This window comes from Pseudomonas sp. BF-R-26, from assembly GCF_019947395.1.
Classification (GTDB): Bacteria; Pseudomonadota; Gammaproteobacteria; order Pseudomonadales; family Pseudomonadaceae; genus Aquipseudomonas; species Aquipseudomonas farris.
Window position 1 is genome coordinate 1 of the sequence record NZ_JAGYGK010000021.1, and the last position, 14,631, is coordinate 14,631.

Below are 14,631 nucleotides of genomic sequence, written 5' to 3' on the forward strand. Positions count from 1 at the left end.
GTTGATTTCCGTGGGGGTGGCGGGGGTGCGCGCGATTATTCAGGCTAACGACCGGCCCGATAGCGAGGCACTGATTCGCAGCAGCCTGGGCAATTCGTTCGACAAGGCATGGGTGAAGCTGGTGGATAACCCCGCAACCGGCGTCATGGCTGGAACGCTGTACATGGCCAGGCAGATCGAGGGCAGCCTGGCCGCCACCATCGAACAGTCAGTCGAGCAGTCAGTTGAGCAGCCAGTCGATCAGTCAGTCGATCAGTCAGTTGAACAGCGAGTCGAGCCGTCGGTCGATCAGAACGCGGGATCTGTCGATTGGAGCCACGCTGATTCGACTATCCAGCGGATCACCCCATAACCCAAGGAGAACGATCATGGCTTACGTTGATGGCTTCGTCGCGGCAGTACCCACCGCCAACCGCGAAAAATTCAAGCAACACGCGCAATCCGCTGCCGCGATCTTCAAGGAAAGCGGCGCACTCAGCCTCGCCGAATGCTGGGGAGACGACGTACCCGATGGCAAAGTGACCTCGTTTCCCATGGCGGTAAAACTCAAGGAAGACGAAACCGTGGTGTTTTCCTGGATCGTCTGGCCGGACAAGGCCACCCGTGACGCCGGGATGGCGAAACTCATGAGCGATCCGCGGATGCAACCCGACGTCAATCCAATGCCGTTTGACGGTCAGCGCATGATTTTTGGCGGTTTCGATATGATCGTGAAAGCCTGACGGGAGCCGCAGGATCACTCCGGCGTCGGGGCGGTCCTGCAACTCTTGCGGTTACGAATCTCGCTGTCCGAGGGTCGCTCCTTGATGAACTCGAAGCGCGGCTCGCCTTCGTTGTAGTGAACCAGCCAGCCCCATTCCAGCTCGGACTCATCCTGGCCGGGTTTCGGTGGCACGGCCCACCATGGCTCTTTGCTGATGATCTGACGCATGGCGTCCTCCCGTCGATTCGGTTGCTTCAACTATAACGCGCATGCCGGGAGGTGCCAGAAATGCACTTGCTGGTGTGGTATCCCTTTGTAAAATCAAAGGGTCCCCGAAGCCTTGAGGTGGCAGACATGAGCGATGAAACCCGTGTGCCGTTCAAACGGCTGTTCTTCGCCCTGAACTGCGCCCCCGAACAACGCCGGGCCATTGCCCAATGGCGCAACGCGCTGGAGCTCAATGTCGGGCGCCCGGTGCCGGCGGAAAACTTTCATCTGACGCTGCTGTTTCTCGGCACGGTGGGGATGGCGCAGATAGCAGGCGTCTGCGAGGCCGCCGCCAATGTCCAGCTGCCCGGCATGCCGTTGACGGTTGTGCTTGATCGACTGGAAGTCTGGCGTCGCTCCGGGGTTTTGTTGCTGGCGCCCGAGCAAGCAGAACCGCAATTGTTGCGGTTGGTGTATGCGCTGGAGCAGGCCATGTTGCCGTTTGGCTTTGAAGACACCCGTCGGGAATTTCGCCCGCATTTAACCCTGATGCGCGACTACCGGTCACCAGTCCCCGAATCCGCTACGCCACCAGAATTTTTCCTGCGCGCCGACCGCTTCACCTTGTTCGAATCCCATAAAGGTCGGTACCGGGCGCTGGCCGAATGGCCGCTGATTTCTACACAAAAAAAGGCGCCCGAGGGCGCCCGAAATTCACCTTAACCGAGGAAGCCAGGTGAAGCCGTTCTTCTTCAGAGGAGTGCAGCGGTGGTAAGGCGCTGCGTGAACGGAAAATGGTTGAAACCTTGCCACTGATCGTTCCCACGCCCTGCGTGGGAATGCAGCCCGGGACGCTCCGCGTCCCCTTCCAGAGCCGAACGCGGAGCGTCCGTGGAGACATTCCCACGCAGAGCGTGGGAACGATCAGATTGATGTTGGATGTGATGGCCTCATCGCGAGCAGGCTCGCTCCCACAGGGGAACGGCGTCATCAACAAATCTGCGCTCCACCACGGACTCCTGTGGGAGCGAGCCTGCTCGCGATAGCGATGTCAGGTTGAACAGTGATGCCGAGTGAATCACTTACCGAGCTTCACCCGCGTCCAGCCCCGGGTCATCACCCGCTGAATACCGATCGGCATGTCAGGAATCGCATACAGCGTCGCCATCACCGCTTGTGGAGGATACGAACCCGGGTCGTCGCGAATCGCTTCATCCACCAATGGTGTGGCCGCCGCATTGGCGTTGCTGTAGCCAACGCTGTTGGTGACTTCGGCAATGATGTCCGGGCGCATCAGGAAGTTCATGAACAGGTAGGCGTTGTCGACGTTGGCCGCATCCCGTGGGATGGCAACCATGTCGTAAAAGCTGCCGGCGCCTTCTTTCGGGATGCTGTATTCGATCTTCACCTTGTCGCCGGCTTCCTTGGCGCGGGCCTTGGCTTGCAGCACGTCGCCGGAGTAACCGACAGCGACGCAGATGTTGCCGTTGGCCAGATCGGAGATGTACTTCGACGAATGGAAATAAGCCACCGATGGGCGAATCTTCATGAACAGCGCTTCGGCTTCAGCGATCTGCGCATTGTCCTGAGAGTTCACCGGGTAGCCCAGATAGTGCAGGGCGGCCGGAAGCATTTCCGTCGGTGAATCAAGAAAGCTGATGCCACAGACTTTGAGCTTCGCGGCGTTTTCCGGTTTGAACAGCAGGTCCCAAGAGTTCACCGGCGCATCAGTGCCCAGCACTTCCTTGACCTTGGCCGGGTTGTAACCGATGCCGATCGAACCCCACATGTACGGGAAAGCGTGGCCATTGTCAGGATCGCTGGCAGAGGCGTTTTTCAGCAGCACCGGGTTGAGGTTTTTCCAGTTCGGCAGCTTCGATTTATCCAGCGGCTGATAGACGCCAGCCTTGATCTGCTTGGCCAGGAAACTGTTGGAGGGCACCACAATGTCGTAGCCGGATTTACCGGCCAGCAAGCGTGCCTCAAGGGTTTCATTACTGTCGAACACATCGTAGGTCACGCGAATGCCGGTCTCGTCTTCGAACTTCTTGACCGTGTCCGGGGCGATGTAATCCGACCAGTTGTAGACGCGCAATACCTTGTCATTGGCCTGGGCACCGGTAGCCATAGCGCCCAATAAGGACAGTGTCAGCAGAGTCCTGCCAAACATTTTCATCGGTACAACTCCATTTTCTTTTTATAGAACCTGTGGCGAGGGAGCTTGCTCCCGCTTGAGTGCGCAGCACTCACAAAATAGGCAAGTGTTGCCAGAATTTTTGGGGCCGCTTCGCAGCCCAGCGGGAGCAAGCTCCCTCGCCACAGTTAACTGAACCGCAGCACTAAGCTGTCGCTTCGATTCGCTGGTTTTTCGGTTGCTGCCAAGACTCGCTGGCGGTCTGGTCCATCGCTTCCTGGATCGCCCGTTTGCGCGTGGCTTCGGCCTTGCGGCTGAAGTACCAGACCATGAACGTGACGATCGACACCGCCAGCAGAATCAGACTGGCCACGGCATTGATCTCAGGCTTCACGCCCAGACGCACCGCCGAGAACACTTCCATCGGCAACGTCGTCGAGCCTGGCCCGGAAACGAAACTCGCCAACACCAGATCATCCAGCGACAAGGCAAACGACATCATGCCGCCCGCTGCCAGCGACGGCGCGATCATCGGGATGGTGATCAGAAAGAACACCTTGAACGGACGCGCACCCAAGTCCATGGCCGCTTCTTCAATCGACAGGTCCAGCTCACGTAAACGCGCCGATACAACCACCGCCACATACGCTGCACAGAACGTGGTGTGCGCGATCCAGATCGTCACCAAACCACGCTCCTGCGGCCAGCCGATCAACTGCGCCATGGCCACGAACAGCAGTAACAGCGACAGACCGGTAATCACTTCCGGCATCACCAACGGCGCCGTCACCAAACCACCAAACAGCGTGCGACCCTTGAAACGCGTCACACGGGTGAGCACGAAAGCGGCGAGGGTGCCCAACGCCACGGCAGCAATCGCGGTGTAGCAGGCGATTTCCAGCGAGCGCACCACCGAGCCCATCAGTTGCGAGTTGTCGAGCAGGCCGACGTACCACTTCACCGACCAGCCGCCCCACACCGTCACCAGTTTCGAGGCGTTGAACGAGTAGATCACCAGAATCAGCATCGGCAGGTAGATAAACGACAGACCGAAAATCAGCATGAACTTTGAAAATCCGAAGCGTTTCATCCCCGTCCCTCCATCTCTTTAGCCTGGCTGCGGTTGAACAGCAGAATCGGCACAATCAGAATCGCCAGCATCACCACCGCCAGGGCGGATGCCACCGGCCAGTCGCGGTTGTTGAAGAACTCCTGCCACAGCACGCGTCCGATCATCAGCGTTTCCGGGCCGCCCAACAGTTCCGGAATCACGAACTCACCGACCACCGGAATGAACACCAGCATGCAACCTGCGATGATCCCGTTTTTGGCCAGCGGCACGGTGATTTTCCAGAAGTTGTTGAAGTTGCTCGAACCCAGGTCTGACGCGGCTTCCAGCAGGCTTTGATCGTGCTTCACCAGGTTGGCGTACAGCGGCAACACCATGAACGGCAAGTAAGCGTAAACAACCCCAATGTAGACCGCCGTGTTGGTATTGAGGATCTCGATCGGATGCGACGTGAGCCCGGTCCACATCAGGAACGCATTGAGCAAACCGTTATTGCTGAGAATGCCCATCCACGCATAGACGCGAATCAGGATCGCGGTCCAGGTCGGCATCATGATCAACAGCAGCAAAACGTTCTGCGTTTCCTTGTTGGCCTTGGTGATCGCGTAGGCCATCGGGAAACCGATCACCAGGCACATCAGCGTGCTTAAAAACGCGACCTTCAATGAGCCGAAGTAAGCTGAGATGTACAGCTCATCTTCAGTCAGCAGCGAGTAGTTGCCGATGTTCAGCAGCAGCTGAAATTTCTGTTCGGCGAAGGTGTAAATCTCGGAGTAGGGAGGAATGGCCAGCGCCGCTTCCGAGAAGCTGATCTTCATCACCAGGAAGAACGGCAACAGGAAAAACAGGCACAACCACAGGAACGGAATGCCGATGACCAGTTTGCGGCCGCTGGGCACCAGGCGCAGGAACTGCTGATTGAAGGTTCTCATGAGCGCAGTACCACGCCGCTGTCGTCTTCCCACCACACGTAAACCTGATCGTCCCAGGTCGGGCGCGCGCCACGGCGTTCGGCGTTGGCCATGAACGACTGGACGATCTTGCCCCCGGGCAATTCCACGTAAAACACCGAGTGGCCGCCGAGGTAGGCGATGTCATGCACCTTGCCTTCGGACCAGTTGTAGCGGGTCTCGGGCTTGAGGGTGCTGACCAGCATTTTTTCCGGGCGGATGGCGTAGGTGATCGACTTGTCCTGCACCGAAGTACTCACGCCGTGGCCGACGTAGATCTTCTGTTGCAGATCCGGGCTGTGAATGATCGCGTGACCTTCCAGATCCTCGACCACGGTGCCGTCGAAGGCGTTCACGTTGCCAATGAACTCGCAGACCATGCGGCTGACCGGGGCTTCATAGATGTCGACCGGGCTGCCGATCTGGGCGATCCAGCCCAAGTGCATGATCGCGATGCGTTCGGCCATGGTCATGGCTTCTTCCTGATCGTGGGTCACCATCACGCAGGTCACGCCGACCCGCTCGATGATTTGCACCAACTCCAGTTGCATCTGCGAGCGCAGCTTTTTATCCAGTGCGCCCATCGGTTCGTCGAGCAGCAACAGCTTCGGCCGCTTGGCCAAGGAGCGCGCCAGTGCCACACGCTGACGCTGTCCGCCGGACAACTGATGGGGTTTGCGTTTGGCGTACTGGGTCATGTGCACCAGCCGCAGCATCTCTTCGACACGGGCGTCGATTTCGCTGGCGGGCAAGCGGTCCTGCTTGAGACCGAAGGCGATGTTCTGCGCCACCGTCATGTGCGGGAACAGTGCGTAAGACTGGAACATCATGTTGATCGGCCGTTCGTACGGCGGCATGTCGGTGATGTCGACACCGTCGAGCAGAATCCGCCCTTCGGTCGGGCGCTCGAAGCCGGCGAGCATGCGCAGCAGCGTCGATTTACCCGAGCCGGAACCGCCGAGCAGGGCGAAGATTTCCCCTTGATGGATCTCCAGGGACACATCGTCCACAGCGGTGGTTTCGTCGAATTTCTTGGTGACGCGGTCGACTTTCACCAACACCTTTTTCGGTGCCTGGTGACCTTCAAGAGCCTTCCTGTAGATGCTGGAGGCGTTTGCCATATGAAACTCCCAACAGGTTTCAGTCGTCGGGCCAACGCGGCCTGACTTAGTAGTTGATTGCAAGCCCAAGCCGTACGGTGCCAGTCAATTCAGCGAAGATCCCTGTGGGAGCGGGCTTGCCCGCGAAAGCGGTGTGTCAGGTAACGATAATGTCGACTGACACACCGTCATCGCGGGCAAGCCCGCTCCCACAGGGGTTTGCGTTTGAATCACTGACCCGTACCAGTCGGGCTTATTCGGCACCGCCATCCTGGCTGCCTGGTCGTACTTGTTTTTATTGCGGTTCATCTATTACGTGAGCGACCGGCGCGCAAAGGCACGCCCGCCAGACTCACGGGGCAGTTAAATCGTGGAATACTTTTTGAAGTCAGCGCGTATTACGCAGCGCCGCCCGTTGCCGGCACGCTTCGCCAAACGCCTGGAAAATACTCAAATAGGGCGGATTCGAAAGCACCTGCCATTCCGGGTGCCATTGCACGCCGACGGCGAAGGCCTTGCTGTGCTCGACGGAGATCGCCTCGATCAAACCATCTGGCGCGACAGCTTCAGCGCGCAGGCCGGGAGCGAGCTGGTCGATGCCCTGGCTGTGAATCGAATTGACCTGGAACATCTGTGGCAGGTCCAGCGCTTCGAACACGCCACCTCGCTGCACGTTGACCGCATGAGCAGGCGCGTATTGCACAACCAGGTCCGGGTGATCCGCTTCGCGATGATCAAGGTAGCCGGGTAGGTCGTGCACCTTCTGATGCAGGCTGCCGCCGAACGCCACGTTCATTTCCTGAAAGCCCCGGCAGATGCCGAGCACCGGAACACCGGCGGCAATAGCTGCGCGCAATAAGGGCAGGGTAGTAGCGTCCCGTTGCGGATCGTGATCCGTACCGGGGGCACTGGCCGGGCCTTGATAGTGGAAGGGTTCCACATTCGATGGCGAGCCGGTCAGCAACAGACCGTCGAGCTGCGCGAGCAGGTCATCGATTTCGGTCAGATCGCCTAAGGAAGGAATGACCACGGGCAACCCCAAAGCCGCGACGCTGACAGCGCGCAAATACTTGTCGCCGCTGACGTGGTAGGGGTGCAGGCCAATCTGTTTGATGCACGCAGTAACGCCGATCAATGGCTTGAATGCCATTTTTATCACCTCGAAGTTTCACACTTGAACGAGCTTTTCCGGAGCTTAGCCTTGTTGATTTTAATTAACAACTCTCATGTAAAAAATTCTAAACGCCAGGCGTCTGATCTTCAGGAATTACGTGGTGTGCAAGACTGATCTGGCACTCATCGCCCCAATAAAGGCCCGTGAATATAGGTTGAGAGGCCAAGTGTTCGCTATTGACTTCACTTTGCCGTTCGGGTTGACTGGGCTCGCAACAAGGTAGTGAACATAATAATTAACAGCTAATAGGTGCATCATGTCGGTCCCTCTGCGTGCCGTTCAACTCAACGAAGCAAACGCATTCCTTAAGAAATATCCTGAGGTTTTGTACGTCGACCTTCTGATTGCGGATATGAACGGTGTGGTGCGCGGCAAGCGCATCGAACGCACCAGTCTTCATAAGGTTTACGAAAAAGGCATTAACCTCCCGGCGTCACTGTTTGCTCTGGACATCAACGGCTCTACGGTGGAAAGCACCGGCCTGGGTCTGGACATCGGCGACTCGGATCGAATCTGCTTCCCCATCCCCAATACCCTCAGCATCGAACCCTGGCAGAAGCGCCCGACCGCGCAGCTGTTAATGACCATGCACGAACTCGAAGGCCAGCCGTTCTTCGCTGACCCGCGTGAAGTGTTGCGTCAGGTGGTGAGCAAGTTCGATGACATGGGCCTGACCATTTGCGCGGCGTTCGAACTGGAGTTCTATCTGATCGACCAGGACAACGTGAACGGTCGTCCGCAGTCGCCACGCTCGCCGGTGTCCGGCAAACGCCCGCACTCGACTCAGGTGTATCTGATCGATGATCTGGACGAATACGTCGATTGCCTGCAAGACATCCTCGAAGGCGCGAAAGAGCAGGGCATCCCCGCTGACGCTATCGTCAAGGAAAGCGCCCCGGCGCAATTCGAAGTGAACCTGCACCACGTCTCCGACCCTATAAAGGCCTGCGACTACGCGGTGTTGCTCAAGCGTCTGGTGAAGAACATCGCCTACGACCACGAGATGGACACCACCTTCATGGCCAAGCCGTATCCGGGCCAGGCGGGCAATGGTTTGCACGTACACATTTCGATTCTCGACAAAGAAGGCAACAACATCTTTGCCAGCGAGGATCCCGAGCAGAACGCCGCACTGCGTCACGCGATCGGCGGTGTGCTCGAGACCCTGCCGGCGCAGATGGCGTTCCTCTGCCCGAACGTCAACTCGTACCGCCGTTTCGGCGCGCAGTTCTATGTACCGAACTCGCCAAGCTGGGGCATCGACAACCGTACCGTGGCGGTGCGTGTGCCCACCGGTTCGGCGGACGCCGTGCGCATCGAACACCGCGTTGCGGGTGCCGATGCCAACCCGTACCTGCTGATGGCGTCGGTGCTGGCCGGTATTCACCACGGCCTGACCAACGAAATCGAACCGGGCGCCCCGGTGGAAGGCAACAGCTACGAGCAGAACGAGCAAAGCCTGCCGAACAACCTGCGCGATGCTTTGCGTGAGCTGGACGACAGCGAAGTCATGGCGCGCTACATCGACCCGCTGTACATCGACGTGTTCGTCGCGTGCAAGGAAAGCGAACTGGCCGAGTTCGAAAACTCCATTTCGGACCTTGAGTACAACTGGTACTTGCATACGGTTTGATGGGTCAAACACCGTCAGTCAAGGATGAAAGGTGGGCGTACACAGATCATGTGTACACCGCCCACCCTGTGGGAGCGGGCTTGCCCGCGATGGCGTCATCACCGCCAACATTAATGGCGCCTGATACACCGCAATCGCGGGCAAGCCCGCTCCCACAGGGATTGCATTTCAAATCTTTAACTGACTGGCAGTCAGCCCAACGATCAACTATTCCTCTGCGTAGAGTCACAACCATGACAAACACTCGCAGCGACTGGGAGCAACGCTTCCAGTCCCTCACACTAGAAGGCCGCGCATTCATCGACGGCCAATACCGCCCGGCACTCAGCGGCGATACCTTCGAATGCATCAGCCCGGTCGACAGCCGCTTCCTGGCGAACATCGCCAGCACCGACGAAGCCGACGCCAATGCCGCCGTGCAGGTTGCACGCCGCACCTTCGAGTCCGGCATCTGGTCCAAACTGCCCCCGGCCGAGCGCAAGCGCGTCCTGATTCGTTTCGCTGATCTGATTCTGCAAAACCAGGAAGAACTGGCGCTGCTCGAAACCCTCGATATGGGCAAACCGATCAGCGATTCCATGAGCATCGACATCCCAGCGACCGCCAACGCGATCCGCTGGAGCGCCGAAGCCATCGACAAAATCTACGACGAAGTCGCCGCCACACCCCACGACCAACTCGGTCTCATTACCCGCGAGCCGACAGGCGTCGTCGCCGCCATCGTGCCGTGGAATTTCCCGCTGATCATGGCCAGCTGGAAGTTCGCCCCGGCCCTGGCGGCAGGCAACTCGTTCATCCTCAAGCCTTCGGAAAAGTCACCGCTGACGGCGATTCGCATCGCGCAGTTGGCCCTCGACGCCGGCATCCCCAAAGGCGTGTTTAACGTCCTGCCAGGCTTCGGTCACACCGTCGGCAAGGCGCTGGCGTTGCACATGGACGTCGACGTGCTGGCCTTCACCGGCTCGACCGCGATTGCCAAGCAACTGCTGATCTACGCCGGGCAAAGCAACATGAAACGCGTCTGGCTGGAGGCGGGCGGGAAGAGCCCGAACGTGGTGTTCGCCGATGCGCCGGATTTGCGCGCGGCAGCACAAGCGGCGGTCAGCGCGATTGCCTTCAACCAAGGCGAAGTCTGCACCGCCGGTTCGCGCTTGTTGGTGGAGCGCTCGATTCGCGAGCAGTTCATTCCGCTGCTGGTGGAAGCGCTGCAAGCCTGGAAACCGGGCCACGCCCTCGATCCTGAAACTACCGTCGGCGCGGTCGTCGATCAGCGCCAACTGGACAACGTGCTGCGCTACATCCAGATCGGTAAAGACCAGGGTGCGCAACTGATCGCTGGCGGCAATCGTACCCTCGAAGGCACCGGTGGCCTGTACGTGGAACCGGCAATTTTCGACGGCGTGACCAACGCCATGACCATCGCCCGGGAAGAAATCTTCGGCCCGGTGCTGTCGCTGATCACCTTCGACACTGCTGAAGAAGCCCTGCAGATCGCCAACGACAGCATCTTCGGTCTGGCTGCCGGTGTCTGGACCAGCAACCTGAGCAAGGCCCATACCTTCGCTCGCGGCTTGCGCGCCGGCAGTGTCTGGGTCAATCAGTACGACGGCGGCGACATGACCGCGCCGTTCGGCGGGTTCAAGCAGTCGGGTAATGGTCGGGACAAATCGCTGCATGCGTTCGACAAATACACCGAACTCAAAGCGACCTGGATCAAGCTCTAACACTTTTACAGCGGTGGTTGCCGGTACACGCCGGCGGCCTTCGGAGAAATGTATGAAACAAGCACATGTAAACAGCTACTACGCCGCAACCCGCAACTTCACCGGTGACTTCCCGGTGCTGGAACAAGCGGTGGACTGCGACGTCTGCGTGATCGGCGCCGGCTACACCGGTCTGTCCTCGGCGCTGTTCCTCAGCGAAGCGGGCTACAGCGTCACCGTACTGGAAGCCGCCAAAGTCGGCTTCGGCGCCAGCGGTCGCAACGGCGGTCAACTGGTCAACTCCTACAGTCGCGACGTCGATGTGATCGAAGAACGCTACGGCGACAAAACCGCCGAAGTGCTCGGCAGCATGATCTTTGAAGGCGCCGACATCATCCGCTCGCGCATCAAAGAGTACGACATCAAATGCGACTACCGCCCCGGCGGCATCTTCGCAGCGCTGAACAAAAAGCAACTCAACGGCCTGGCTGAGCAGAAGAGCAGCTGGGAGCGTTACGGCAACAAAAACCTGAGAATGCTCGACGCGGCTGACATCAAGCGCGAAGTCGGTTGCGACAACTACGTCGGCGGCCTGCTCGACATGCAGGGCGGCCACGTCCACCCGCTGAACCTGGCCCTCGGTGAAGCCGCTGCGATCATCAGTCTGGGCGGCAAAATCTACGAACAATCCGCCGCCGTGGAAATCACCTACGGCGAACCGATCACCGTGCGCACCGCCAAAGGCGTGGTGCGGGCCAAGTACCTGCTGATCGCCGGCAACGCCTACCTGCCTCAAGACCTCGACAACCGCGTCACGCGCAAAAGCATGCCCTGCGGTTCGCAAATCGTCGTCACTGAGCCGCTGTCCGAAAGAGTCGCCCGCAGCCTGATCACCAACAACTACTGCGTCGAAGACTGCAACTACCTGCTCGACTACTACCGTCTCACCGCCGACAACCGTCTGCTGTACGGCGGCGGCGTGGTCTACGGCGCCCGTGAGCCCGACGACATCGAGCAACTGATCAAACCAAAAATCCTTAAAACCTTCCCGCAACTCAAGGACGTGAAAATCGACTACCGCTGGACCGGCAACTTCCTGCTGACCATGTCCCGCATGCCGCAATTCGGCCGCATCGAAAAAAACGCCTACTACATGCAAGGCTACAGCGGCCACGGCGTCACCTGCTCGCACCTGGCCGGCAAACTGATCTCGGAAATGATCCGCGGCGACGCCGAACGCTTCGATGCTTTCGCCTCCCTGCCACACATGCCCATGCTCGGCGGCCGCACCTTCCAGGCCCCACTCACCGCCATGGGCGCCGCGTATTACGCGTTGCGCGATCGATTCGGCATCTAAGTAGAACCTTGCCGGCGGCCATCCCAAAAATGTGCCGCCGGCTAATGCCAGTCATAGCAGGGCACCGCTCCCACAGGGATTCAGGCCGAACACCAAATGTGTGGTCAACCCGGACCAACTGTGGGAGCGAGCCTGCTCGCGATGAGGCCCTATCAGCCGCCATCGATGTCGCCTGAAACACCGCCATCGCGAGCAGGCTCGCTCCCACAAGGAAATTGGCGACATACACAAATTTTGCGAACAACACCGACCACTGTGGGAGCGGGCTTGCCCGCGATGAGGACAGCACAGTCAACATAGATGTCGGCTGACACACCGCCATCGCGGGCAAGCCCGCTCCCACGGGTTTCGTAAATGGGCGGACGACTATCATTCACCTATTTGATTTATCTGCCGTTTATCGAACCTGCTGAGCAACACCAACAAACGTGATTTAATACCCGCCTTTCACGGTTCCGGGACGGGAAACGGCGTAACCCGCGGCCACCAGTCGCCCGCCACCCACCCCCATTACCCCTTAAGTATTCTTCGCATAAGGCTGTCATGGACACGGGCTCACGACTCAAATTAGTACGCGAAAGCTACAAACTGTCCCAGCGCGAGCTGGCACGGCGTAGCGGCGTCACCAATGCCACCATTTCCCTGATCGAACAGAATCGCGTCAGTCCCTCCGTCAGCTCCCTTAAAAAACTGCTCGAAGGCATCCCCATGTCCTTGGCGGACTTCTTCACCTTCGACCAACCGCCTCGCGAACACCAATACGTGTTCCGCGCCAATGAACAGCCGGATCTCGGCCGTCATGGTCTGCGGTTGTTGCTGATTGGCGCTTCGGTACCGAGTCGGCAGATGCGGCTTTTGCGCGAGCAGTACGCGCCTGGGGCGAGTTCTGGCGAAGAACCCATCGTGCATGCTGAAGGGGAGGAGTGTGGGCTCGTTACCCGTGGCACGGTTGAGCTCACCGTTGATGGGCAGATTAGTGTGTTGAATGCCGGGGATGGGTATTACTTTCCGACGACGCTGCCGCATCGATTTCGCAATATTGGGGCGGATGAGGCGGAGATTATTAGCGCCAACACCCCGGCTAACTTCTGATACCGATAGCGAACATCAAATCTGTAGCAGCTGCCGAAGGCTGCGTTCGGCTGCGAAGCAGTCGTAAATCCGGGTACTGTTCTTAATCGTTCCGCTCCACGATTGACAACCCGGATCATCCAAAACACTATCGGCCCATGACCTACACACGCCGCATGAACATGATGTGCTCCTACATGACCGCCTCTGGCGGGCCATGAGGTCATGCGTTCACAGAATTTGACGTAATCACCCAAGGCCCCGCCAGAAATGGACGGGGCTTTTTAGTTCTCCGTCTACCGATGGCTAACGGAGAATGAAATGTTCGAGATTAGACGCGCCACGCACAGCGATGCCCAAACGGCGTTCGACATTCGCCTTCAAGCGATACGGCATCAATGCATCGGTGCCTATACCACGGAGCAAATGCTGGCCTGGACGGCAGGAGCAGCCAAGGACGGATATAGCGACCTGATGGATAAACACTTTTATCTGGGCTGTATTCAGGGGGAGCCGGTGGCGACAGGAATGCTTGATCTGGAGAGGAGCGAAATCGGTGCGATCTTTGTGCTCCCGAGCTTTATGCAACGTGGTATTGGCTTGAGAGTCTTGGACTACCTTGAATCCCTGGCACGGGATTTGGGGCTGAGGGAAGTCAATCTGGACGCCACGTTGAACGCAGCTGACTTTTACCGGCGCTGCGGTTTCGTTGGTGACAAACCTGCTATTTACCATTCGCCTTCCGGGCTTCAGCTGGCTTGTGTGCCGATGGTGAAAGGGCTTTTGTAGGCTTGGCGTTGATGGGCAGATTAGTGTGTTGAATGCCGGGGATGGGTATTACTTTCCGACGACGTTGCCGCATCGGTTTCGCAATATTGATGAATCTTAGAGGCCTAACGTTTGACATGAGAGACTTGGCCAGGCTTGCCAGAACAGCCTTTCGATGGAAGGGTTAGACCTCAGGGGGCACACAGGCTCTCAGCCTTAGGGGCAGGTAGCCAGAGGCCAACCGACGCGCGCTGCACGGAGGAGGCTGGCCTCAACAACCAAGCGGTGAAATGGGGCAATAACGAAGATGTAGGCCCGGCCTAGACGGTTGTGGCACTGGACCACGGTTGAAAAAACGAGTTGGCGACTGCCTTCTGGCTCTGCCTCTCCAGAACATAGGATCGATATCCGGAAGTCGAGGTGCTTGTCGTCCTCACCCAACACGATTTCAGTCTGGTTCGTGCTGTAGACCTTGAAGGCTCCAATCCGATTAGCAAGTGATGCCAGATGTTTGGCTGTCTTGAGACCGAAACAGGCAACAATAGTGTCTCGGACTTTCGTGAGCCATCCGATCCAGGATGGCTGGTGGGAAAAGATGAATCGAGCTAGCAAATCTGGATTGCTGGATGTGCCCGCAGGGAGCCGAATCGCAAAAGCGTCCGCTAGGTTCATCGACTTGTAAAAGTGGGAGATGCCGGACCTCGAGGGGACTGGCACGGACATAATGAGCTCAAATTCTCGGGGCATCGGGGGATCTCTCCT

14 protein-coding genes and 2 pseudogenes are annotated in these 14,631 nt (G+C 58.4%); 9 read left to right on the forward strand and 7 right to left on the reverse strand.

The window, feature by feature from the left end; all coding sequences use genetic code 11:
• Both KGB18_RS26405 and KGB18_RS26410 read left to right on the forward strand, forming a co-directional pair.
• Positions 1–352: pseudogene (locus tag KGB18_RS26405) on the forward strand (hypothetical protein); the annotation flags it as partial.
• Positions 353–368: 16 nt separating this feature from the next.
• The gene (locus KGB18_RS26410) at positions 369–722 is read left to right on the forward strand and encodes a DUF1428 domain-containing protein (RefSeq protein WP_052963031.1); all 354 of its coding nucleotides are present in this window, start codon (positions 369–371) and stop codon (positions 720–722) included.
• A gap of 14 nt (positions 723–736) precedes the next feature.
• Here the strand turns inward: KGB18_RS26410 and KGB18_RS26415 are convergent, their stop codons facing one another.
• Positions 737–931: a hypothetical protein gene (locus KGB18_RS26415; RefSeq protein WP_030128949.1), complete on the reverse strand. Its 195-nt coding sequence runs from the start codon at positions 929–931 to the stop codon at positions 737–739.
• Positions 932–1,057: 126 nt separating this feature from the next.
• Here KGB18_RS26415 and thpR point away from each other — a divergent pair, with 126 nt between their 5' ends.
• Positions 1,058–1,633 (forward strand): RNA 2',3'-cyclic phosphodiesterase, encoded by a 576-nt coding sequence (gene thpR / locus KGB18_RS26420; protein WP_123721228.1) that lies wholly within the window; start codon positions 1,058–1,060, stop codon positions 1,631–1,633.
• 355 nt (positions 1,634–1,988) lie between these two features.
• Here thpR and KGB18_RS26425 read toward each other — a convergent pair whose 3' ends face one another.
• From KGB18_RS26425 to KGB18_RS26445, 5 genes are all read right to left on the reverse strand, one after another.
• Positions 1,989–3,086 carry a polyamine ABC transporter substrate-binding protein gene (locus KGB18_RS26425; protein ID WP_223570732.1) on the reverse strand — a complete coding sequence of 366 codons (1,098 nt, stop codon included), beginning with the start codon at positions 3,084–3,086 and terminating at the stop codon, positions 1,989–1,991.
• A gap of 163 nt (positions 3,087–3,249) precedes the next feature.
• Positions 3,250–4,134 (reverse strand): ABC transporter permease subunit, encoded by an 885-nt coding sequence (locus tag KGB18_RS26430; protein ID WP_123721229.1) that lies wholly within the window; start codon positions 4,132–4,134, stop codon positions 3,250–3,252.
• The gene (locus KGB18_RS26435; RefSeq protein WP_187326436.1) at positions 4,131–5,012 is read right to left on the reverse strand and encodes an ABC transporter permease subunit; all 882 of its coding nucleotides are present in this window, start codon (positions 5,010–5,012) and stop codon (positions 4,131–4,133) included. The genes KGB18_RS26430 and KGB18_RS26435 overlap by 4 nt, the downstream gene beginning before the upstream one ends.
• Positions 5,013–5,041: 29 nt before the next feature.
• Positions 5,042–6,184, reverse strand: coding sequence for a polyamine ABC transporter ATP-binding protein (potA, locus tag KGB18_RS26440; protein WP_050681360.1), 1,143 nt, complete (start codon positions 6,182–6,184; stop codon positions 5,042–5,044).
• A gap of 367 nt (positions 6,185–6,551) precedes the next feature.
• Complete coding sequence (locus KGB18_RS26445) at positions 6,552–7,313, reverse strand: gamma-glutamyl-gamma-aminobutyrate hydrolase family protein (RefSeq protein WP_123721232.1); 762 nt, start codon at positions 7,311–7,313, stop codon at positions 6,552–6,554.
• 280 nt (positions 7,314–7,593) lie between these two features.
• On the opposite strand from KGB18_RS26445, the gene KGB18_RS26450 reads away from it, so the two are divergent.
• The 6 genes and pseudogenes from KGB18_RS26450 to KGB18_RS26475 all read left to right on the forward strand — a co-directional run.
• Positions 7,594–8,970, forward strand: a complete 1,377-nt coding sequence (locus KGB18_RS26450) for a glutamine synthetase family protein (protein WP_050681361.1) — start codon at positions 7,594–7,596, stop codon at positions 8,968–8,970.
• Positions 8,971–9,203: 233 nt separating this feature from the next.
• The gene (locus KGB18_RS26455) at positions 9,204–10,694 is read left to right on the forward strand and encodes an aldehyde dehydrogenase (RefSeq protein WP_201060162.1); all 1,491 of its coding nucleotides are present in this window, start codon (positions 9,204–9,206) and stop codon (positions 10,692–10,694) included.
• A 52-nt stretch (positions 10,695–10,746) separates the two neighbouring features.
• Complete coding sequence (locus KGB18_RS26460) at positions 10,747–12,030, forward strand: NAD(P)/FAD-dependent oxidoreductase (RefSeq protein ID WP_201060163.1); 1,284 nt, start codon at positions 10,747–10,749, stop codon at positions 12,028–12,030.
• Between the two features lie 543 nt (positions 12,031–12,573).
• Positions 12,574–13,122, forward strand: coding sequence for a cupin domain-containing protein (locus tag KGB18_RS26465; protein ID WP_008011722.1), 549 nt, complete (start codon positions 12,574–12,576; stop codon positions 13,120–13,122).
• Positions 13,123–13,422: 300 nt separating this feature from the next.
• Positions 13,423–13,890: a GNAT family N-acetyltransferase gene (locus KGB18_RS26470; protein WP_223570733.1), complete on the forward strand. Its 468-nt coding sequence runs from the start codon at positions 13,423–13,425 to the stop codon at positions 13,888–13,890.
• Positions 13,889–13,990: pseudogene (locus KGB18_RS26475) on the forward strand (cupin domain-containing protein); the annotation flags it as partial. The gene KGB18_RS26470 and the pseudogene KGB18_RS26475, both read left to right, overlap by 2 nt.
• 95 nt (positions 13,991–14,085) lie before the next feature.
• Here KGB18_RS26475 and KGB18_RS26480 read toward each other — a convergent pair.
• Positions 14,086–14,616 carry a DUF2867 domain-containing protein gene (locus KGB18_RS26480; RefSeq protein WP_317850985.1) on the reverse strand — a complete coding sequence of 177 codons (531 nt, stop codon included), beginning with the start codon at positions 14,614–14,616 and terminating at the stop codon, positions 14,086–14,088.
• Between the last annotated feature and the right edge of the window lie 15 nt (positions 14,617–14,631).